This is a genomic window from Streptomyces liangshanensis, from assembly GCF_011694815.1.
Classification (GTDB): Bacteria; Actinomycetota; Actinomycetes; order Streptomycetales; family Streptomycetaceae; genus Streptomyces; species Streptomyces liangshanensis.
The window spans coordinates 7,435,365-7,456,738 of sequence record NZ_CP050177.1; the positions used below are offsets into that span (position 1 = coordinate 7,435,365).

Sequence of the window (21,374 nt, forward strand, 5' to 3'; positions counted from 1 at the left end):
CCGCTGTCCCGCGTGAGCGCCATCACCACGACACGACGGGGTGTCCGTACGGGCGCCCGGGACGTGCCGTTCCGGGGCGGGGATCAGCCCGTTTCCGCGCTCTCCGGGGCGCCGGCGGCCTTGCCCGTACGGCTCAGCAGCGCCGCGAGGTCGTGCACCTCGGCCTCCGCGCGCCGGGCGGGCACGCCCGCCGCGATCAGCGTGGCCGTCGCCGTCGCCGTCCCGTCGTCGTGCCAGGCCTCCGCCCCGACGCTCTCGATCAGCGAGAGGGCCATGGCCTCCAGGGCCGCGCTGAGGACACGCGGCGGTACGTGCGCGGGGATCGCGCCGAGGGCCTGGCCGCGCTCCAGGATGCTCGTGACCTTCTCGCGGGCGGGGGCGAGCAGTTCGGAGACCCGCTCGTGGCCCAGGTCGCGGCGGGCCAGCCCGATCAGCATCCGGTAGCGGTCGCCCACGGGCCAGATGCCCAGGACGAAGCGGGCGAGCGCCCGCTCCGGCGGGTCGTCCGGCGACACGGAGGTCCGCACCGCCTCGCCCAGCACCTGCGACACCTCCTGCGCCACCGCCTCCAGGAGCGCGGGGCGCCCGGGGAAGTGCCCGAAGACGGTCCGGCGGACGACGCCGGTCGCCCGGGCCACGTCCTCCAGGGTCGCGTCGGGATTGCGGCTCAGCTCGACCTGGGCGACGGCCAGGATGCGGGCCCGGTTCGCACGGGCGTTGCTGCGTCGGGGCTCGGGCGCGGTGGGTGGCGTCATGGGAGATCCATTCTGCACATCGGTGGGCAGGGGTGGCAATCGTCCGCGGCGGGCGGGGCGGTGAGGAGGGCGGGACGCCACTTATTTGCACGCCGGTGAGCAAAAAGCTAACGTGCACATCGTTGAGCAAATAAGAGTCGTCGGTCCACGAAGGAAGCCGCCATGCCCCTCCTCGCCTCGACCCCGGTCGACCGGATGCACACCCCCTACGCCAAGCGGTGGTGGGCGCTCCTGGTGCTGTGCCTGAGTCTGCTGATCATCGTGATGGCCAACACCGCGCTCATCGTGGCCGCGCCCGACATGACCCGGGACCTCGGCCTGGACAGCAGCGGGCTCCAGTGGGTCATCGACGCGTACACCGTCCCCTACGCGGCGCTGATGCTGCTCCTGGGCGCGATAGGCGACAAGTACAGCCGCCGCGGCGCGCTCGTGGCGGGCCTGGCGCTCTTCGCGGCCGGCGCCGTGGCGGGCAGTCTGGCCCACTCCGCGGGGGCCGTCGTCGCGGCCCGGGCCGTCATGGGGGTCGGAGCCGCGGTGATCATGCCGGCGACCCTGTCCCTCCTCGTGGCGACCTTCCCGCGCGAGGAACGGGCCCGGGCGATCACCGCCTGGACGGCCACCTCCGGTCTCGGCGTCGCCTTCGGGCCGCTCATCGCGGGATGGCTGCTGGAGCACCACGCCTGGGGCTCGACCTTCCTCATCAACGTGCCGATCGCCCTGGCCGCGATCGTCGGCGCCTTCGTGCTGGTCCCCCCGTCCCGCGCCCGCGACCTGGGCCGGATCGACGTCGTCGGCGGCCTGCTGTCCATCGTCGCCATCGGGTCCCTGGTGTACGCCATCATCGAGGGGCCGCACTTCGGGTGGGGCGCCGGCCCGGTCGCCGCGGCCGTCGTCGCCGGACTGGGCATCGCCGGCTTCGTGGTGTGGGAACTGCGCCATCCGCACCCGGTGCTCGACGTCCGCAAGTTCCGGGACCGCGCGTTCAGCGGCTCCACGATCGCGGTCCTGATGTTCTTCCTCGGCACCTTCGGCGCCATCTACTACATCACCCAGCACCTCCAGTTCGTCCTGGGCTACAGCCCCCTCGAAACCGGGGTCAGGATGCTCCCGCTCGCCGCGGGCGTGTGCGTCGCCGCCGCCGTGACGGGGCGTCTGACGCCCGTGCTCGGCATGCGGACGATGGTGGTCACCGGGATGGCCGTCGGCACGGTCGCCGTCCTGCTCCTGACCCGTATCGACGCGGGCTCGACGTACGGCGACTTCCTCGCGCCGTTCATCCTGCTGGGCTTCGCCGTCGGGCTGAGCGTCGCGCCCTGCACCGACACCATCATGGGGTCCTTCCCGGAGAACGAACTGGGCGTCGGCGGAGGCGTCAACGACACCGCCCTCGAACTCGGCGGCTCGCTGGGCATCGCCATCCTCGGCTCCCTGCTGGCGACTTCGTACCGTGACAACCTGACGGACGCCGTGGGCACGGCACTTCCCCAGGCCCCCCTCGACGCCGCGCGCGACTCCATCGGCGGAGCCCTCGCGGTCGCCGAGCGGCTCGCCCACGACCCGCAGGCCACCCCGGCGCAGGCGCAGGCCCTCGTCTCGGCGGCGCACTCCGCGTTCTCCGACGCCGTCGCGGCCACGAGCCTCGTAGGCGGCATCATCATGGCCGCCGGGACGATGATCGTGCTGGCCCTCCTGCCGGGCCGCTCCCACCCGGCACGGCGTGACGCGGCGGTCCCGGCCGATCCCGCCAAGACGCCGGTCGCCTGAGGGGTCCGCCCGGCGGACCGGGCGGACCTCGGAACCCGCCCCGCGCGCCGCGCCGGTACTGTGCCCGGCAGACGATCGACGCGGGGGGCGGGCATGGGCGCGGTGAGGGCGCGGTGGATGGTGTCCCGGGTGGCGGGGGTCCTGCTGCTCGTGCTCGCCGCCGGGTGCGGCGGGGCGTCGGCGAAGGCCGGGCCCGGCGCTCCCGCCGGATGGCGGACCTGGGCGGTCCGGGCCACCGGTCCCGAACCGGCGGGCCGCTGCCTGCCCACCGAGCGGCTGTTGGTCTGTCCGGCGGCCCCGGCCGGCGTCGTCGCCCGGTCCGCCTCGACCGGCGAGGTCGTGTGGAGCGTGGGGGCCGGCAAGGGCAGGGGCAGGAACACCGGGGCCGCCGTCGACGGGGACCGCGCCGTCTCCGCCGGCGGGCGCACCCTCCGCGCCGCCGACCTGGCCGACGGCCGGGCCGCGTGGACGAGGACGCTCCCCGCGGGACGCGCGTTCGGCCCGCCCGCCGTGTCGGACGGCAGGGTCTACGCGGTCGCGCACGGCCCGGCCTACACCGATCCGCAGACGCTGCTCGCCTACCGCGCCTCCGACGGAAAGCTCCTCTGGCAGCGGGACACCACCACGATCACGCCGTTCGCGCGGGGCGGCCGGGTGATCACCTTCGAGGTCGGCGGCCGCGCCGTCGCCCGGGACGGACGGACCGGCGAGGTGGTCGCCGCGTCCGACCCCGCCCACCCCTGTCCGTCCCTGATCAGCGCCCCGGGCCGACTGGTCTGTACGGAGGAGCGCACCGCGGCCGGGGACACCTTCCCGCCCCTCGTACGGGTCGACCCCGCCACACTTCGGTTCACCAGGACGCTGTGGCGGCCGGACGACAAACCGTCCGGCGGCGTGATCTCCCCCGACGGTGTCCTGGTCCTGCGCACGGTCAACGCCGAGGACCCCTCCACCGGCCGCTGGATCGCCCTGGACCTCACGACCGGGAAGACCCTCTGGCGGACCGAGGGACCCGAGGACGGCGACGGGAACGACACCGTCGTCCTCGCCGGAACCCGGGCGGTCTGGATCGCCGGGGGACGGCTGGTCTCCGTCGACCCCCGCAAGGGCCCGTACGCCACGGGCGCCGACGCGCCCCGCCGCTCCCCGGCGTACCCCGAGGCAGCCGGCCGCAGATCCCCGCTGCTGGTGGCGTACGGCACCCACCTCGTCGTCCAGGCGCGGACGGGCCCCGGACTCCGCTCGGTCACCGCTCCTTAGTGGGCAGTCCAGGCAGCTCAGGCAGCGCGGGCAGTTCGAGCTCCAGGAGCGGGGCGTACTGCTGGCCCCCGTAGTGGTCGCTGTCCCGCAGGTCGCCCTGGACCACCGGCCGGGGGAGGGACACCTTGACGGCCAGCGCCGACGGGTGGTTCACGACCATGACGTCGTCCTCGTCGGTCCCGAACAGGGCCGAGAACAGGGCGGCGTCGAGCACCCCCGTACCGACCAGGGCGTCGTACGTCCGCCGGTCGTGGCACATGAAGTCGAACGTGAGGGTGAACGGGCCCGCGTTCTTCGAGCGGACCAGGGAGCAGTAGTCGAGCAGGGTGGCCATCGGTGTCACAGCTCCTCGGTGACGGTGCGGAAGAGTTCCGTGGGGGTCACGCCCGTCGCGACGTGGTTGAGGGTGAAGCGGTACAGCGCGCCCCGGTCGGTCTCCGGCGGCGAGTACGGGTAGGCGAGCGTGCTGACCAGCCCGTCGTACTCGGGGATGGGCAGATGGCTGCTGGCGTGCGCCACGAAGGTCGCGACGGCGTGCGCGGTCGACTGCTCCGGGGCGGTGACCGTGATGAGGACGCCCAGCTCCCGGGGGAGCGGGGCGGCGGGCTCCGCGCCGGCGAGCACGGCTCCCGCGCCGTAGAGGCGGTAGTCGATGTCGACGGTCCCCGGGTCGATCTCCCCGCCGAACACGTCGAGGATCTTCGCCTCGAAGTACTTCTTCGCGAACGGCAGCAGGCCGGGGAGGCGTTCGATGACCACCCGGTCACGGACCCCGCCGACGATGACGGTCTGGTACCCGACGAGTTCGGCGCCTTCGAGCTTGTTGGTGTAGCCGTCGGCCTCCACGTAGCGGGCACCACGCACCCGTACGGTCCGCTCGTCCACCGCCTCGTAGGTGGCGTCCGTCGTGTCGAGCGTGCCGGACGGCTCCACGACATGGAACGGGTCCGCGTTCTCGTACAGCGTGTGCGCGGCCACCGAGCGCGGGGTGAGCCGGGAGCCCTCGGCGAGGGTCGTCACGTCGAAGTGGTCGTCGCGCAGGTGGACCAGGAGCCCGTTGGCCGAGGGTGGGACGGCGCAGGCGGCGCCGCACTCGACGGTCTTGGCCATGTGCCAGGTCAGCCCCGGGTCGGCGCCGTACAGATGCGGTACGGCGGCGAAGAGCGCGGTGTCGCTCGCGCGCCCGGCCAGGATGACGTCGCAGCCGTCGCGCAGGGCCGCCTGGATGGGTTCCACGCCCATCATCGCGACGGTGTGCCCCCGGGCGAACAGGTCGCGGTCGATGGCCGGCGCGTTCGCGAGGGGGCGGATGCGGCCCGCGTCGTGAAGCGCTCGGAGCCGGGCGGGGTCCTGGTCGGCGTAGATCAGGCCCAGCTTGAGGTGGAGCCCCTCGGCCGCCGCGATCGTCCGTACGAGAGCGGCCACCCCGTCGACGCCGACGTCACGGCCGCTGGTGCCGCAGGAGCCGATGACGAGCGGCACGCCGAGTTCGTCCCGGGCCGTGAGCAGGAGCCGCAGGTCGCGCGAGACGGCCTGGGAGGAGAGCTTCGGGACGCCGGAACCGAGCGCCGAGGGGCCGCTGTCGGTCGACCCGGCGTCGCACGCGATCACGTGCGGCCCGGCGTCGACGCCCCGCCGGAACGCGTCGGCGTCGAACCCGGCGCCGAGGGCGCCGGTGGGGGCGAGGATGCGGAATTCCATGGAGGTGTGAGTCCTTCTGTGCGTGATCGGGTGAGCAGTGACCCGTGAACCGCGTGTGGCGCGGCGGGCGTGAGGTGCGGCGGATGTGAGGTGCGGCTGGGGTGAGGCCGGCGCCGGGACGGTGCCCGGCCGGGCTCATCCGGGGGAGCCGGCCGGCACGTCTCCGCCGGCCGCAACCCCGCCCGCGTTCCGCCGCGCCAGGAGGGTGAAGACCGCGAAGGTGACGGCGCCGAGGACCGCCGCGTTCAGGAGCATGTAGCGCCAGTCCGTCAGGTCGACGGTGACCCCGAGCAGCGCGGGGCCGAACGCCATGCCGGAGGCGGAGGCGACGGTGTACATGCCCGTGTAGGTCCCCAGGACCCGGCTGTCGGGCGCCAGGCTCCACAGGGCGACCAGCGCGTTGACCGCGAAGACGGCGTACCCGATCGAGGCCACCGCCATGGAGACCACCGTGGCGGCGGGCGTGGGCGCGGGGAACCCGATCAGCAGGCCGACGACGAACAGCCCGACGCCGTACCGGATCGCCCGGATCTGGCCCAGCCGGCCGGAGACGTACGCGAGCGGGACGACGGCGCAGAGGAAGGCGATCGCGCCGGGCAGCGCCAGCCCCCCGGCCTCACCGCGGGACAGCCCCAGGACCTCGGTGCCGTACGGGGTCAGCAGGGAGCGCAGGGCCGACCACATCCCGGCGAAGCAGAAGATGCCGAGCATCAGGAGGGCCCTGGCGCCGGTGGGGGCGCGGACCAGGTCCTTGACGACCGCCCACGGGGAGGGGATCTCCGCCGCCGCGACGTCCGGCCCGGCGCCCGGCGCGCCTCCCGCCCCGCCGGGCAGGACGGTCTTCGTGTGGTGGCGGCCGAGGAACGTCCAGGACAGGCCCAGCATGACCAGCATCAGGAACGGCGGGATCGCGAAGGCCAGGGTCGTGCTCCGGTCGATGACCAGCAGGCTGATCAGGGACGAGACGACGATGGTCAGGCTGACCCCGGCCTTGACGTACCCCTGCGCCTTGCTGCGGTCGCCGGGCGCCACGTAGTCGGAGACCAGGGTCTCGGTGACCCCCTTGAACGCGTTGGCGATCGCGGCGAAGCCGACCACGCACGCGAGGAGCGCGGGCAGGCTGCCCGCCCGGGGGATGAGCGCGAACGGTACGGCGGCCAGCGACGCGCCGGCCAGGATGATCGGCCACCGGCCGCGCCGCCCGCGCGCGTGCCGGTCGGAGAGGTAGCCCATCCAGGGCTGGATGAAGACGCCCAGGACGTTGTCCAGGCCCATGAACAGGCCCACCAGGCCGGCGGAGGTCACGAAGTGGCGCAGTTGGGCGGGAACCTGGGCGTCGTAGAAGTTCCACACCGACTCCTGGGCGAACACCGCGAGGGTGACCCAGAGGACCGTCCCGCCGTGCATCCGGCCGGGCGCCGTGGGTGGCCCGTCGGCCGGGGGCGGCTCGACGGCGGACGGTGGCTTCGCGGTCGGGGGAGCGACCACGCCGGGGGAGGGCGGCGGCGCGTCGTGGGGCATCATGGCGGCTCCTTGCCATATGCTATAGCAAAAGTGAGGTCCGTCGGGCGTCACGTCCCGAGCGGCGGCGAGAGAGGCGGGGATCAGCCGCCGGACAGCTGGAGCAGCGCTTCCCCGTGGTGGTGCGAGGCGAGCAGCTCGGCGCGCTCCTCGTCCCGGTCCAGGAGCGCGTCGAGCAGCGCCCGGTGCTCGCGGTACCTGCGGCGGAACGCCTCGGCGCGGTCGGGGGCGAGCCGGACGGTGAGGTCGAGCCGCTCGTCGTCGCTGAAGGCGCGCGCCTGCGCCAGCAGGCCTTCCAGTACGGAGTTCCCGGCGGCGGCCTCGACCTGGTGGTGGAACTGCCGCAGCCGGCGGAAGACGGTGACGAGCAGTTCGGCCGCCACCGCGTCGGGCCCCCGCTCGGCGAGGGTCCGCTCGATGTCGTCGACCAGCGCGTCGGTCCCGTCCAGCAGCCCGGTCAGTCCGGCGAGCTGCGACTCGGTGGCGTTGCGGGCGGCCAGGCGGGCCATGAGGGCGGACAGCCTGACCTCCGCCTCCACGATCTCGGCGCGCGCGGCGGCGGAGTGCTCGGCGACCCGCAGCGCCCGGGGGCCGACCCGTTCGACGACCCGTTCGTGGACGAGCTGGCGCAGGGCCTCGCGGACGGGGGTGGGGCTCACCCCCAGGCGGGCGGCGAGATCGCGTTCGGTGATCTTCTCGCCGGGCCGCAGCGCGCCCTCCCGGATGCCGTCACGCAGACGCCGGTAGGCCTGGTCGGCCAGGGACGTCGTCTCCACGGTTCCGAGGGTGTCCTTGCTCATGAAGGCAAGAGTGGGGGCGCTATAGCAAACAGTCAATAGGCTCGTTGCGAGTTGTTTTCCGGGACGTTGCGCCGGTGGCGGGCCGCGACGCGGCCGGTCCCGGCTTGCGGTGGCATCGCCGTGTTTGTCCGCACGCGTTACCGTTGATCAAGGGCATGACGGCACCACGTGTCCCGCCCGGGAGGTGGGTCTGGGTGTCCTCTGTTCGCCGCGGCAAGATGGGCGTGTTCGTCGTCCTGCTCGTGTTCGTCGCGCTGCTGTCCTTCGCCCAGGTCCCGACCTCGCACGACGGTGTGATCCGGCTGGGCGGGTTCTCCGTGCTCGCCCCGCTCGTGGCGAGCGCGCTGCTGTCGTTCCGGCAGACCCTCGTCATCTGCGGCGCGACCATGGTCGGCATCCTCGTCGTGTACGGGGGCGTCTCCGCGCACCTGCCGGCCGTGCAGCGGATCGTGACCATCACCCTGGTGACCGCGGCGACCGCGATCAGCGTGGTGGTGTGCCGGATCCGGCTGGAGCGGGAGGAGCGGATCACCCGGCTCATGTTCGCCCGGGACCGGCTGACGCTGCTCACCGACGCGGGCGTACGGGTCGGCTCGACGCTCGACACCGCCCGTACCGCGCAGGAACTGGCCGACGTGGCCGTCCCCCGCTTCGCCGACCTCGCCGTCGTGGACCTCTTCGACACCGTCCTGCACGGCGACGAACCCCCTCCCTTGCCCGCGTCCGGTCCGATCACCCTGCGGAGAGTGGCCCGCGGCGCGGCGGGGGGCCGGGGGCCGGAAACGGCGGGGGAGCCCGGCGGGCTGCACGCGTACCCGCCCGACTCGGTGCCCGGGCGCTCCCTCGCGCTCGGCCGGGCGACCCGGGCCCGCATCGACGGCGGGAGCGGGGCGGCCGGCTGGCCGGGCCCGGCGACCGGTCCCGCGGCGCGGGCCCACCGGCACCACGCCGCCTCGGGCATCGCCGTACCGCTGCGGGCGCGGGGGGTCACCCTGGGCCTGGCCGTGTTCGTACGGGACGCGCGGGCGGAGCCGTTCGACGACGACGACCTGCTGCTGGCCGAGGAGATCGGGGCGAGGGCGGCGGTCTGTGTCGACAACGCCCGCCGCTACAGCCGCGAGCACCGGACCTCGCTCAAGCTCCAGCAGAGCCTGCTCCCGAAACGGCTGCCCGAGCTGGCCGCCGTCGAGACCGCGAGCCGCTACCTGCCCGCCGGCTCCGTGTCGGAGATGGGCGGCGACTGGTTCGACGTCATCCGGCTCTCCGGCTCGCGGGTCGGGCTGGTCGTGGGGGACGTCCTCGGGCACGGCCTCCAGGCCTCGGCCACCATGGGCCGCCTGCGGTCCGCGGTACGGACCCTCGCCGACATGGACCTGTCTCCCGACGAACTCCTCACCCATCTGGACGACGTCCTCGGCCCCCTGCGCGCCGAGTCCGACGAGGGCGACGAGGGCGACACGGCCGGGGCGACGGGCGCCACGTGCCTGTACGCGGTCTACGACCCCGTCGCCCTCACCTGCACCCTCGCCCGCGCCGGACACCCGGCGCCGGTGCTGGTGCTCCCCGACGGCGGCGCCGCGTTCGTCGACGTCCCCGAGGGGCCGCCGCTGGGCGTGGGGGGACTGCCGTTCGAGGCCACCGAGGTACGGATCCCGGAGGGCAGCCTGCTCGCCCTCTTCACGAACGGCCTCCTGTCGGCGCCCCGGCGCGACGACGGCCGCGACCCCCGCGACGCCCTCAGGTCCGCCCTGGCGGCCCCGCGCGCCTCGCTCGACGCCACCTGCGAGGCCGTGCTCGCGGCGATGCTGGACGGCGGCCCGGCGGACGACATCGCGCTCCTCCTCGCCCGTACCCACGCCCTGGGCGCCGGCCAGGTCGCCACCTGGGACGTGCCGGCCGATCCCCGCGCCGTGGGCGGCGCCCGGGAGTTCGCCACGGGCCAGCTGGAGACCTGGGGGCTGGCCGACGCCGCCTTCACGATCGAGCTGGTCGTCAGCGAACTGGTCACCAACGCCATCCGGTACGGGAGCGGCCCGATCCAGCTGCGCCTGATCCGGGAGGACGGGGTGATCTGCGAGGTGTCCGACCGCAGCAGCGTCTCCCCGCACCTGCGCCGGGCCCGCAGCGACGAGGAGAACGGCCGGGGGCTCTTCATCATTGCCCAGCTGACTGAGCGCTGGGGGACGCGCTACACGCGGGCGGGCAAGACGATCTGGGCCGAGATCCCGCTCTGAGACGGCCGGCGCCTGGACATTTTGTCCGACCTGGAATTACAGTCCGGCCCATGGATGTGACGGCGGACGAGACCGACCCCCGGGTACGCATGTGGTCACCCGTGTGCCACGCGGTGGCCCTGCTGCTCGGACCCTACGCCGAGGTCGTGCTGCACGACGTCCCGGAGGACGTGGTGCTGGGCGTCTGGAACCCGATGACGGACCGGGGACCGGGCAGCCCCTCGCTCCTGGGGGAGCTGGAGCGGCTCGACCCCGCCGCCCGCGATGTCTTCGGACCGTACGGGAAACTGCTGGCCGACGGCCGCCGCCTGTCCTCCGTCAGCGCCGTCCTGCGGGACCCGGAGGGCGAGCCGTCCGCCGTGCTCTGCGTCAACCTCGACCGGACACCGCTGGAGGGCGCCGCCGCCCTCCTCGCCGGGTTCGGCGCCGCCGTGACGCCGCGCCCCGAGCCGCTGTTCGAGCAGGACTGGACCGAGCGCCTGCGGCACACCGTCGGTACGTTCGTCCGCGCCCGGGGCCGCCCCGTCGAGCGGCTCGCCCGCGAGGACCGCCTCGCGCTGGTCGGCGAGCTCGACGCGGACGGCATCTTCGCGGTGCGCCGCGCCGTCCCCGTGGTCGCCGACACCCTCAGGACATCCCGTTCGACCGTCTACTCCCTGCTCGCCGAGCACCGAGCGCAGAGGACCACCCGCCCATGACCCGCCCGCCCGCCGTCCTGCCCCACTTCCTGCCCGACTTCCGGCTCGAAACGTACTTCTCCCGCTGGGAGTTCACCGCCCGCCACCACCTGACCGCCTCCGACGCGCAGACGATGCGGATGGCCGACCTGCTGGAGCTGGCGGACGACGAGGACCGGCACGCCTGGGAGACGCTGTCCCTCGGCTACACCGAGACGTTCGGCGATCCCGGCCTGCGCCGGGCGATCGCGGACACCTACACGCAGGCCGGCCCCGACGACGTGATCTGTTTCGCCGGCGCGGAGGAAGGCCTCTACCTGGCCATGCACGCGCTGCTCGGGCCGGGCGACCACGCCGTGGTCGTCACCCCGAACTACCAGGCCGCCGAGACCGTACCCCTGTCGCTGTGCGAGGTCACCGGGGTGGCCCTGGACCCGGAGCGGGACTGGGCCCTGGACCTCGACCGGGTGGTGGCCGCGATCCGCCCCCGGACCAAGGTGGTCTCCGTCAACTTCCCCAACAACCCCACGGGGAAGGTCGTCGACGCCGCCGACTTCGCCCGGCTCGCGGAACTGTGCGACGAACGGGGCATCCACCTGTTCAGCGACGAGGTCTACCGGGGCCTGGAACGTGACGGGACCCGCAGGCTGCCGCAGGCGGCGGACCTCTCGGAACGCGCCCTGTCCCTCAACGTCACCTCGAAGTCCCTCGGCCTGCCCGGCCTGCGGATCGGCTGGATCGCCTGCCGCGACCGGGAGGTGCGCTCCCGCCTGGAGCGGGCCAAGCACTACACCACCATCTGCAACTCCGCCCCCGCCGAGATCCTCGCCCGGATCGCGATCAAGGCGAGCACGCCCATCCTGGCGCGCAACCGCGCGGTCATCGACGCCAACCTGCCGTTGTTCGACGCGTTCTTCGCCGAGTTCCCCGACCTCTTCGAGTGGCGGGCCCCCGACGGCGGTTGCGTGGCGTACCCCCGCTACCGGGGAGCGGACGGCGTCGAGGAGTTCTGCGCCCGCCTCGTCGAGGAGGCCGGAGTCCTGCTGCTGCCCGCGAGCATCTACCGCTCCGCGCTCACGCCCACGCCGACGGACCGCTTCCGGGTCGGCGTCGGCCGCGCCGACCCGGAACCGGCGCTCGCCGCCTTCTCGGCGTGGCTGCGCGAGCGCCGCTGAGCCTTCCGTCGTGGTCACGGCATTCCCTGTGATCGGGTGCGCCGGTACGTTGGGCGTCCGCACGCCCCACCGCCGCACACCACCAGGGGAGTCGCCCGTGTTCCGCATCAACCGGCCACGTACCGGGAGCCGTTCGTACGCGGCGGCCGTGGTCGCCGCCGTCACGCTCGCGGTGTCGATCGCCTTCGCGGCCCCCGCGTCGGCGCACGTGGAGGTCGAGGCGGCGGGCGCCCGGGCCCTCGACCGGAACGTCACCCTGCGGTTCACGGCCGCGACCGAGTCCGACACGGCGGGCATCACCGCGCTGGAGGTGATCCTGCCCGACGGGATCGTCCCGGCCGACGTCACCTACGCCGGGGGCCCGCAGGGCTGGAAGCTCACGCCCACCGCCGAGGGCTACACCGTCTCGGGACCCGCGATGGCGCTCGGCCAGCCCGCCGCCTACGCGGTGACCGTACGGCAGCTCCCGTACCTCAAGTCCCTGTCCTTCAAGACGCTCCAGACGTACGCCGACGGCCGCGTCGACCGCTGGGTCGAGCCGGCCGCGCCCGCGGGGGAGCACGACGCCGCGCACGGCAAACCCGCGCCGGTCCTGGTGCTGGAGCCCGCCACCCCCGGCGCGAAGCCGGCCGCGACCGCCCCGGACGCCGGGGCCGCCACGTCGGCCCCCGCCGCCGCACCCGCGCCGGCCGCTCCCGGTGAGATCCCCGGAGCGTCGTCGCGGACCGGAGCGGCCGGGGAGAGCGCCGGCGGCGCGAACCCCGCCCTGATCATCGGCTTCGTGGTGGTCGTGGTGGCGCTGGTCGGCGGCATGTGGTGGTTCAGGCGCCGCGGGGGAGCGAGCCGGGCCTGAACCGGACGGCGCCTGGCGGACGGCGCCTGTCGGTCCGTCAGGCCGACCGTTCGGGGCGCCGCACGTGATTCGTTTCACAGAGTCGGTCGCCCCCGGGCAGGCATGGCACGGCGTGCCCCGGGCAGGCGCCTCACAGCCCACAGGTGGACCCCTACTGCCGCCGAGGCCCGACGAAGTGGAGAGTTACCGTGCTGATGGCTCACCCCGCGATACTCCGGAACCTGGTGGAGCGGTACGAGGAACTCCAGGTCGCCAGGACAGGGCAGGACACCCTGGAGACCCGGCGGCGGCTCGAGGACGTCACCTACACCCTGTGCGTGTCCACCGGCACCCGGACGATCGAGGACGCGCTCAGAGTCGCGGAGGAGCAGTTGGCCGAGGCACTCGACCCGGCCGAGGCGGACGTACGGCTCACGGCCTGAGCCGGACCACGACCCGGAGCGCGGCCGGGGCGCCGTGACCCGACCGGTCAGGCGGACCTCTCGTGGTGCCCGCGGTCGCCGTCCGGGCGCTCGCGCGGCACCAGCGTCGGATTCACGTTGCCGAGGACGGTCTCGCGGCTGACGACCACCCGGGCCACGTCGTCCCGGCTGGGCACCTCGTACATCACGTTGAGCAGGACCTCTTCGAGGATCGCGCGGGCGGCCCTGGCGCCCGTACGGCGCAGGAGCGCCTGCTCCGCGATCGCGGCGACGGCCCCCTCCGTGAACTCCAACTCCACCCCGTCCAGGGCGAAGAGCTTCTGGTACTGCCGGACGAGCGCGTTGCGCGGCTCGGTCAGGATCCGCGTCAGAGCGGCCTCGTCCAGCGGCTGCACCGTCGTCACCACCGGCAACCGCCCGACGAACTCCGGGATGAGCCCGAACTTCAGCAGGTCCTCGGGCATGACGTCCGCGAAGGCGTCCGCCCCCTCACGCTCCTCCCGGGTGCGGACCGAGCCGCCGAACCCGATGCCCCGGTGCGCGGCCCGCTGCTCGATGATCCGCTCCAGGCCGGCGAAGGCGCCGCCCACGATGAACAGCACGCTGCCCGTGTCGATCTGGATGAACTCCTGGCCCGGTTGCTTGCGCCCGCCCTGCGGCGGCACGCTGGCCGTAGTCCCCTCCAGGATCTTCAACAGGGCCTGCTGGACGCCCTCTCCCGACACGTCACGGGTGATCGACGGGTTCTCGCTCTTACGGGTGATCTTGTCGATCTCGTCGATGTAGACGATGCCCGTCTGGGCCTTCTCCACGTCGAAGTCGGCGGCCTGGAGCAGCTTGAGGAGGATCGTCTCGACGTCCTCCCCGACATAGCCGGCCTCCGTGAGGGCCGTCGCGTCGGCGATCACGAACGGGACGTCCAGCATGCGCGCGAGGGTCTGGACGAGATACGTCTTGCCGCAGCCGGTCGGGCCGATCAGCAGGATGTTCGACTTGCCCAGCTCGACCGGCTCGTCCCCGGCGGACTCCCGGGCCTCCCCGCCGGCTCTCGGGCGGATGCGCTTGTAGTGGTTGTAGACCGCGACGGCGAGCGCCTTCTTGGCGCCCTCCTGCCCGATGACGTACTCCTCCAGGAAGGCGTGGATCTCGCGCGGCTTGGGCGACTCCCAGGGGCCGGCCGCGGCGACCTGGTCGCGCTCCTCCTCGATGAGCTCGTTGCAGAGCCCCACGCACTCGTCGCAGATGCACAGCGGGCTCGGCCCCGCGATCAGCTTCCTGACCTGCTTCTGGTTCTTCCCGCAGAACGTGCATTTCAGCAGGTCGCCGCTGTCCCCGATGGGTGCCACCGCTCAATGTCTCCTCACCGGACCTACGGAACCGGACGCGCGTAACCGGACATTCACATGGTGAGATCACATGACGTCACCATCTGAATGGCCACGGTATCTTGATGCCGAACGGACGGCAACGCCGTGCCGATCGCACCGGTTCGGCCGGGACGGGCCGCGCCGCCACGGCCGGAATGAGAGAGAGCGATGAGTCGGCTCAGCAGGGTGGAACTGCGGGAGCGCAATCGCGCCAGAGTACTCGCCGCCGCCGGGGACGAATTCGCCGAACGCGGCTTCCGGGACGCCAAGGTGGACGGGATCGCCGAGCGCGCCGGCCTGACCCGCGGCGCCGTCTACTCCAACTTCCCCGGCAAACGGGCCCTCTACTTCGAGGTGTTGGCCGACCTCGCCGAGCACGCCCCCGAACCACCCGCCCCGGACGGGGGAGCCGGGGCGGTCCAGGGTACGGGACCGTCGCCGACCGCCCGTGAGGCGCTGGGCGCCTTCGCCCGCGCCTGGCTCACCCGGCTGCCGCTCGCCGACACGGACGAGGAGCACGGCCCGGCCCGGCTCGGCATGGACGTCCTGCCCGAGGTGCTCGCCGAGGAGTGGATCCGGCGGCCCTTCGCGCAGCTCATGAAGCTGGACGCGATCCTGCTCGGCCTCGCCCTGGAGCGGCTCGGCCCGCCCGGCGCGCCGCCCGGCAGCCGGGTGCGGGTCGCCGAGGCGGTCCTCACCGCCCTGCACGGCGCGAGCCAACTGGCGGCCGCTGCGCCGGGGTTCATCGAACCGTTCAACGTCGTCAGCGCCTGCGAGCAGCTCGCCGGGCTCGAACTCGGCGGCTGGTGGCCGCCCTCGCACGTCCTCACCCCGGCGCTGCCGGCCGACCGGCCGTGGGCCCCGCCGGGCGGCCTCGACGCCGTGCGGCGCGCCCCCGCCCGGCTGGCGGGCGACGGGGTGCTGGCCATCCTCGGCCTGCACCGGCTCGAAGCCGTCGAGGAGGCGGTTCGGGCCGCGCCCGCCGGGGCCGAGGTCACCGCCGTCCTGGTCACCGGCGACCCCGACGAACTGGCCCCCCTGGCCCGGCTCGCCGTGGCCGACCTCTGCGGGCCGCTGCGCCACGCCTTCCCGCCCTCCGCCTGGCCCCGGCTCCAGGTGGTGGTCGACACGTCGGGCGCGGTCGCCGCGGCGGCGGGCATCTCGGTGGTGAGCGACGGGACGGAGGCCGCCGTCCGCGTCGAGTCGAGCCGGATCGTCGCCCGGGCGGAGGGCCGCGGCGCCTGCCACGCGATCGCGTCGGCGGGCGTGGCGCCGATCCCGTAACGGACCGGCGCGCGTCCCTAGAAGGTGTCGGCCGACAGCCCCAAGTGCTCGCGCAGCGTGGTGCCTTCGTACTCCGTGCGGTGGACGCCCCACTCCTGGAGCAGCGGTACGACCTGGTCCGCGAAGACGTCGAGCCCGCCCGGCGTCAGGTGCGGTACGAGGATGAACCCGTCGCTCCCGTCGGACTGCACGAAGTGGTTGATCTCGGTGGCCACGGACTCCGGGGTGCCGATGAAGGACTGCCGGCTGGACACCTCGATGATCAGGTCGCGGATCGACAGCTTCTTCGCCTCGGCGATCTCACGGTACCGGCGCGCCACCGCCAGCGGGTCGCCGTGCTGCCGAACGCTCGCCCGCCCCTTCGCGACCGTGTGCTCGCCCGGGTCCGGGTCGACGTCGGGCAGCGGCCCGTCGGGGTCGTACGCGCTCAGGTCCCTGTTCCACACCTGCTCCAGCAGCTTGATCGCGGTCTGTCCGCTGACCTGCTGCCGGCGAATCAGCGCGGCCTTCTCCTCGGCCTCCTCCGGGGTGTCCCCGAGCACGAACGTGACGCCCGGCAGGATCTTCAGCTCGTCGTGGGTCCGGCCGTGGCGCGCCAGTCTGCCCTTGACGTCCGCGTAGAACTCCTTGCCCGCCTCCAGCGTGCCGTGCCGGGTGAAGATCGCGTCGGCGCCGGCCGCCGCGAACTCGCGCCCCGCCTCGGAGTCCCCGGCCTGGAAGATCACCGGGCGGCCCTGCGGACTGCGCGGCACGTTGAACCGGCCGGTGATGTCGAACTGCTCGCTGTGGTGGTCGAACCGCCCGGCCTCCGGGTCGCCGAGGTAGACGCCCGACTCCTTGTCGGCCACGATCTCGTCGCCGCGCCAGGAACCGAACAGGACCTTCGCCGCCGCCAGGAACTCCTGGGCGCGCGCGTACCGGGCGTCCTGCGGCAGGAAGCCCCCGCGGCGGAAGTTCTCGCCGGTGAACGCGTCCCACGAGGTGACGACGTTCCAGGCGGCGCGCCCGCCGGAGAGGTGGTCGAGGCTGGCGAACTGCCGGGCCACCTCGTAGGGCTCGTTGAACGTCGAGTTGATCGTGCCGGCCAGTCCGAGCCGCTCGGTCACGGCGGCCAGCGCGCTCAGCACGGTGAAGGTGTCCGGGCGGCCGACGACGTCCAAGTCGTAGATGAGGCCGTTCTGTTCCCGCAGCCGGAGCCCCTCCGCGAGGAAGAGGAAGTCGAACTTGGCGCGCTCCGCGGTCCGCGCCAGGTGCACGAAGGAGCTGAAGTCGATCTGGCTGCCCGCCTCGGGGTCGGCCCAGACCGTGGTGTTGTTGACGCCGGGGAAGTGCGCGGCGAGGTGGATCTGCTTGAGGGGCTTGTCGGGCTTGCTCATCTCACGTCCTCGTTGCTCGGGGGTCGGCGCCGGGTCAGGCGGTGGCGGGGGCGGTCGCGGTCGCGGGGGAATCGGCGGGGGAGCCGGAGGCGGTGGCGTAGCGGCTGGCGGGCCTGCCGAGCCCGAGCAGACCGCGCAGGGTGCCCGCCTCGTACTCCCGGCGGAACGCCCCGCGCGCCTGCAACTCGGGAACGAGTCCGCGGGTGAGCGCCAGCAGGTCGTGCGGTACGGCGGCCGGCCGCAGCCGGAAGCCGGAGAGCCCGGCGGCCCGCCACTCCAGGAGCCGGTCGGCGAGCCCGGCCGGGGTCCCGGTGAAGACCGGGGCGTCTGACACGAAGGCCTCACCGGCCAGTTCGTCCAGCCGTTCCTTGCGGGCGACGGCCTCGGCCTCCGTCGCGTCCAGGAACACCACCAGGTCCCCGAAGACGTGCAGCGGCTCCCGGTCCCGCCCGGCGGCGGCCTGTTCGGCGCGGACCTCGCGCTCGACGGCCCGCGCCTGCGCGGCGTCGGACGGCGTCACGTACACGACGTCGGCGGAGCGCGCGGCGAAGCGGTACGGCACGGTGGCGTGCGCGAGCGCGGTGACGAGCGGCTGGCCCTGCGGCGGGCGCGGGGTGATGGAGGGCCCCTTGACGCTGAACCACTTGCCGGAGAAGTCGATGTAGTGCAGCCGGTCGCGGTCCACGAACCGGCCGGTCGCCGCGTCCCGGATCACCGCGTCGTCCTCCCAGCTGTCCCAGAGCCGGCGCACCACCTCCACGTAGTCGGCCGCCTCGTCGAACAGGTCCGTGACCAGCGTGGCCACCGCCGGGTCGTCGCGGTCCTCAATGCGGTGGGTGAACGTACGGCGCCCGAAGAGCGCGGCCTCGTAGGGCCGGGCGGAGAGCTGGACCCGCAGGCCCGCGCGGCCCGAGCTGACGTAGTCGAGGGTGGCGATGGCCTTCGACGCGTGGAAGGGCTCGCTGTGCGTGACCGTGACCGTGGGCACCAACCCGATGTGGCGGGTCAGGGGCGCGACCCGGGCCGCCGTGAGCACCGCGTCGAGGCGGCCCTGCACCCGGCCGGGCGACTCCTCCGGGTCGGACGCGTCGTACCGCGCGGGCCGGACCCCGACGGAGTCCTCGATGGTCACGAAGTCCACCAGGCCGCGCTCGGCCTCCTGGACCAGGTCCAACCAGTAGGCCGGGGTGAAGAGTTCACCGGCGCGGGCGTCCGGCGCGCGCCAGGCGGCCGGGTGCCAGCCGGCTCCTTCGAGGGCTATCGCGAGATGAAGGGGGGCGGACTCGGGCATGGAGGTACACCGCTTCCAGGAGACATGTGCGGGGGCGGGGCGGGGAGACAGTCGCGTTAGGCGACCGGGCGGCGGCGACACATCGCGCCGGCGACACGCTGGAGGTCGATGTGCAGGCGCAGGAAGGCGGTGTGCGAGGTGGGTGCGTGCACCCAGTGCCATCGCCGCGTCGCCCTTTCTGTTCCGAGGGGGGCCGGTAGGACAGCCCCACTGGGGGGAACCGGAGGCGGACTCCCACTGTTCCCGTGGGGTGTTGCGGGAGTGTGTACAGCGTGTGGCACGCCACCCGACCCACCTGCGCCGGGGTTCGGCCCGCCGTCCGGGCGGAAATCCGGGCGCCTTTCGCCCGCTGCACCGGGCAGGATGCCCTCCGTGAACCACCTTCTGTGCGGGCTCGCCGCCAACGAGGCCCTGCCGCCCGACCTGGTGGACCGGCTGATCGCCGTCGCGGACGCCGATGTGGCCCACGTGCTCGCCGGCCGCCCGGATCTCCGTCACGAGCAGGCGGTCGCGCTGGTCGCCCGGGACGGGGAGAGCGCTCAACGACTCGCCTACGAGGGCAGGTTGACCGCCACCGACGTCGATCCCGTAACGCACCCGGACGCGGCTCTCGCCCTGCTCGACCGGCGGGAGGGCAGACCGGAGTGGGCGCGCCTCCTCGCCACCCATCCCCGCGTCGCCTACCGGGAGAGCCTGGCCGCCTGCGCCGGCCTCCCCTCCGACGTGGTGGAGACACTCGCCGCGGACCCGGACGTACGGGTCGTCGCGGAACTGGCCCTGTGGACGACGGCGGACGCGGCGGCGGCCCTCGCCCGGCACCCCCACGCCGAGGTCCGCCGGGCGGTGGCGGCCAACGAGGCCACGCCGCCCGCCGTGTTGGCGGCGCTGATCACCGGCGAGGGGCTGCCGCCGGCCCGGTGGTGCCTGGTCTGCGACCGCGAACGGACCCCGTTCGTCCACCCCACGCGCTGCCCGCGCCGCGACTGCGACCTGCGGCCGGGCGACTCCTGCGACGGGTCCCACGACTCCACCGCGCACCTCATGCGTCAGATGGCGTTGCGGAACCCGGCCACGCCCACTCAGGCCGTCGTCGGTTTCGCCGCCCACCCGTCGATACAGCTCCGGTGGGACCTCGCTGCCCGCCCGGACCTCCCCCCGGAGGTGTCGGAGCGGCTCGCGGCGGATCCCGCTCGCGTCGTCCGGGCCGCCTTAGCGGAGAATCCCGCGATCGGCGGCCCACTGATCCGGGCCATGGCGGACGACCCCGACCAGGACGTACGCCGCGCCCTGGCCCGCCACCCGGACGTGCCGCTCGACGTACTCCGCCGCCTAGCTGCCACGACGAGGCTCGGCGCGACCCTCCTGCCGCAGATCTCCGCCGCTTCCCCGCAGGAGGTCGAGGAGTTGGCGGCGTCGCCGGACCCGGAGGTACGGATGCTCCTGGCGCGCCGCCGCGACCTGCCCGCCGGGATACGCGACACGCTGGCCGCCGACCCCGACGCGAAGGTGGCCAAGTCCGTCGCCCCGCACCCCGGGCTCTCCGAGGCGGCGTTGCGCGCGACGGTCGGCCGGCACGGGGCCCAGGTGGTCGCCGCGGTGGCGACCAACCCGGACGCGACCCCCGCGCTGCTGGAGGAACTGACCGGCCACCGGCCGCCCGTACAGAAGGCGTTCCGCGCGGTGGCACGGCACGCTCGTGCGACGGCCCCGGCCCTGCTCGCCTGCCTGGCAGACCGGCAGGCGAGGCCCCTGGCGGCCGGCCGGCCCGCGCTTGCGCCCCCGGTTGTCGTGGAACTGCTGACGGACGACGATCCGCGGACGGTGGAGGCGGCGGCGGCCAACCCGTCCCTGCCGCTCGCCGTGATGGCGGAGCTGCTGGACCGGGCGTGACCACGCGGCGGGCGGTGGCAGCACGGCTGCCGCGGGCCGCGCGGACCACCGCCCCTGGTCCGACTACGGCTTGGGCAGGGCGCAGCCCGCGAGGCTCAGGTCGATCTTGGTGCCCGTGCCGACGCACGGCACGATCTGGTAGGTCTCCTGGGCGTAGTTGATGCCCTGGCGCACGGTGACGTTGCCGCTCTGGTCCACCTCGCACGGGTTGTTGTCCGTGCAGCGCCCCCCGCTCTCGTTACCGGTGTTGTTGACGGCCACCACCTTGCCGGTGGCGGTGTCGATGACGGGCGAGCCCGACGTACCACCGATCGTGTTGCAGGCGGAGGTGTAGCGGACCGAGTCCTTCCAGGTCCACTGCCCCTCCTTGAGCTGATAGGCGAACCCGTCCACGTTGCAGGTGTAGATGCGCTTCCAGTAGCCCGAGACGACCTTGATGGCGGTGCCCTGCACCGGGCGCGTGGTGTTCAGGTCCAGCGCGGTGATCGCGTACCGGCTCTGTATCTGCGCGTAGGTGCTGGTGAGTTGGTACAGCGACACGTCGGTGTCGGTCATCGTCGCGTACGCGATCCGGCTGGCCCGCAGGGTCGCCACGCCGGTGCCGGCGGCGTTCAGGAGGGTGAAGGTGCGGCTCGACGGCTGGTTGACGATGACCTGGCCGGCGGCCGGGAAGCCGCTCTCCAGGCAGTGGCCGTTCGACAGGACCAGCGCGAAGTCGTTGGGCTGCGATCCGGGCGTACGGACCACGGATCCCGAGCAGTTGCTGAGCGCGACGGTCCCGGCGTAGCTCACGGCCTTGACGGCCGCGGCCGTCCCGCCAACGGCGGTGGTGCCCGCCGGGGCGGTGGAGGCGGTCTTCGCCGGCGCGGCCGCGTCCAGGCCGGTGGCCGTCGCGGGCGCCGCTCCCGCTCCGAGGAGCAGGACGGCGAGAAGCGCGCCGAGGAGAGGCTTTCTCATGGTGGGGGGTCCCCTCTGTGACCGAGGTATGCGATTGTCATGAGCAT

Annotated in this window: 19 protein-coding genes; 9 read left to right on the top strand and 10 right to left on the bottom strand. The window is 73.7% G+C overall.

Annotation, left to right across the window (positions count from 1 at the left end; all coding sequences use genetic code 11):
- Positions 1-83 precede the first annotated feature (83 nt).
- The gene (locus HA039_RS32320) at positions 84-755 is read right to left on the bottom strand and encodes a TetR/AcrR family transcriptional regulator (protein WP_167035411.1); all 672 of its coding nucleotides are present in this window, start codon (positions 753-755) and stop codon (positions 84-86) included.
- Positions 756-917: 162 nt separating this feature from the next.
- On the opposite strand from HA039_RS32320, the gene HA039_RS32325 reads away from it, so the two are divergent.
- The gene (locus tag HA039_RS32325; protein ID WP_167035413.1) at positions 918-2,519 is read left to right on the top strand and encodes an MFS transporter; all 1,602 of its coding nucleotides are present in this window, start codon (positions 918-920) and stop codon (positions 2,517-2,519) included.
- A gap of 93 nt (positions 2,520-2,612) precedes the next feature.
- The gene (locus HA039_RS32330) at positions 2,613-3,779 is read left to right on the top strand and encodes a PQQ-binding-like beta-propeller repeat protein (RefSeq protein WP_167035415.1); all 1,167 of its coding nucleotides are present in this window, start codon (positions 2,613-2,615) and stop codon (positions 3,777-3,779) included.
- Here the strand turns inward: HA039_RS32330 and HA039_RS32335 are convergent.
- From HA039_RS32335 to HA039_RS32350, 4 genes are all read right to left on the bottom strand, one after another.
- On the bottom strand, positions 3,766-4,113 hold the full coding sequence (locus tag HA039_RS32335) for a DUF4387 domain-containing protein (protein ID WP_167035417.1): 348 nt from the start codon (positions 4,111-4,113) through the stop codon (positions 3,766-3,768). The two genes, HA039_RS32330 and HA039_RS32335, sit on opposite strands and share 14 nt — an antisense overlap.
- A 5-nt stretch (positions 4,114-4,118) precedes the next feature.
- A complete protein-coding gene (locus tag HA039_RS32340) occupies positions 4,119-5,480 on the bottom strand; it encodes an acyclic terpene utilization AtuA family protein (protein WP_167035419.1) in 1,362 nt (453 codons plus the stop codon).
- A gap of 135 nt (positions 5,481-5,615) precedes the next feature.
- A complete protein-coding gene (locus HA039_RS32345; RefSeq protein ID WP_243869901.1) occupies positions 5,616-7,004 on the bottom strand; it encodes an MFS transporter in 1,389 nt (462 codons plus the stop codon).
- Between the two features lie 80 nt (positions 7,005-7,084).
- Positions 7,085-7,801 (bottom strand): GntR family transcriptional regulator, encoded by a 717-nt coding sequence (locus tag HA039_RS32350; RefSeq protein ID WP_167035421.1) that lies wholly within the window; start codon positions 7,799-7,801, stop codon positions 7,085-7,087.
- 194 nt (positions 7,802-7,995) lie between these two features.
- On the opposite strand from HA039_RS32350, the gene HA039_RS32355 reads away from it, so the two are divergent.
- The 5 genes from HA039_RS32355 (at position 7,996) to HA039_RS32375 (ending at position 13,162) form a co-directional block, all read left to right on the top strand.
- Positions 7,996-10,035: an ATP-binding SpoIIE family protein phosphatase gene (locus HA039_RS32355; protein WP_243869904.1), complete on the top strand. Its 2,040-nt coding sequence runs from the start codon at positions 7,996-7,998 to the stop codon at positions 10,033-10,035.
- A gap of 50 nt (positions 10,036-10,085) precedes the next feature.
- Positions 10,086-10,733 (top strand): helix-turn-helix transcriptional regulator, encoded by a 648-nt coding sequence (locus HA039_RS32360; RefSeq protein WP_167035425.1) that lies wholly within the window; start codon positions 10,086-10,088, stop codon positions 10,731-10,733.
- Complete coding sequence (locus HA039_RS32365) at positions 10,730-11,887, top strand: aminotransferase class I/II-fold pyridoxal phosphate-dependent enzyme (protein ID WP_167035427.1); 1,158 nt, start codon at positions 10,730-10,732, stop codon at positions 11,885-11,887. The genes HA039_RS32360 and HA039_RS32365 overlap by 4 nt, the downstream gene beginning before the upstream one ends.
- 97 nt (positions 11,888-11,984) lie before the next feature.
- A complete protein-coding gene (locus HA039_RS32370; RefSeq protein WP_243869906.1) occupies positions 11,985-12,740 on the top strand; it encodes a DUF1775 domain-containing protein in 756 nt (251 codons plus the stop codon).
- Between the two features lie 194 nt (positions 12,741-12,934).
- Positions 12,935-13,162, top strand: a complete 228-nt coding sequence (locus HA039_RS32375) for a DUF5133 domain-containing protein (RefSeq protein WP_341830067.1) — start codon at positions 12,935-12,937, stop codon at positions 13,160-13,162.
- Positions 13,163-13,209: 47 nt separating this feature from the next.
- On the opposite strand, the gene clpX is transcribed toward HA039_RS32375, so the two are convergent.
- Positions 13,210-14,508: an ATP-dependent Clp protease ATP-binding subunit ClpX gene (clpX, locus tag HA039_RS32380; protein WP_167035431.1), complete on the bottom strand. Its 1,299-nt coding sequence runs from the start codon at positions 14,506-14,508 to the stop codon at positions 13,210-13,212.
- A gap of 189 nt (positions 14,509-14,697) precedes the next feature.
- Here clpX and HA039_RS32385 point away from each other — a divergent pair, with 189 nt between their 5' ends.
- On the top strand, positions 14,698-15,813 hold the full coding sequence (locus HA039_RS32385; protein WP_167035433.1) for a TetR/AcrR family transcriptional regulator: 1,116 nt from the start codon (positions 14,698-14,700) through the stop codon (positions 15,811-15,813).
- A 17-nt stretch (positions 15,814-15,830) separates the two neighbouring features.
- On the opposite strand, the gene HA039_RS32390 is transcribed toward HA039_RS32385, so the two are convergent.
- Genes HA039_RS32390 through HA039_RS34670 form a run of 3 tightly spaced genes read right to left on the bottom strand, consistent with a single transcriptional unit; the run spans position 15,831 to position 18,761 of the window.
- Entirely contained in the window at positions 15,831-17,189 is a 1,359-nt protein-coding gene (locus HA039_RS32390) for an NtaA/DmoA family FMN-dependent monooxygenase (RefSeq protein ID WP_167035435.1), read from the bottom strand.
- Positions 17,190-17,223: 34 nt separating this feature from the next.
- Positions 17,224-18,480, bottom strand: a complete 1,257-nt coding sequence (locus tag HA039_RS32395) for an LLM class flavin-dependent oxidoreductase (protein ID WP_167035437.1) — start codon at positions 18,478-18,480, stop codon at positions 17,224-17,226.
- A 56-nt stretch (positions 18,481-18,536) separates the two neighbouring features.
- A complete protein-coding gene (locus HA039_RS34670; RefSeq protein WP_425086395.1) occupies positions 18,537-18,761 on the bottom strand; it encodes a putative leader peptide in 225 nt (74 codons plus the stop codon).
- Positions 18,762-18,852: 91 nt separating this feature from the next.
- On the opposite strand from HA039_RS34670, the gene HA039_RS32400 reads away from it, so the two are divergent.
- Positions 18,853-20,370, top strand: a complete 1,518-nt coding sequence (locus HA039_RS32400) for a hypothetical protein (protein WP_167035439.1) — start codon at positions 18,853-18,855, stop codon at positions 20,368-20,370.
- A 63-nt stretch (positions 20,371-20,433) separates the two neighbouring features.
- Here HA039_RS32400 and HA039_RS32405 read toward each other — a convergent pair whose 3' ends face one another.
- Positions 20,434-21,327 (bottom strand): S1 family peptidase, encoded by an 894-nt coding sequence (locus HA039_RS32405; protein ID WP_167035441.1) that lies wholly within the window; start codon positions 21,325-21,327, stop codon positions 20,434-20,436.
- Positions 21,328-21,374: the final 47 nt, after the last annotated feature.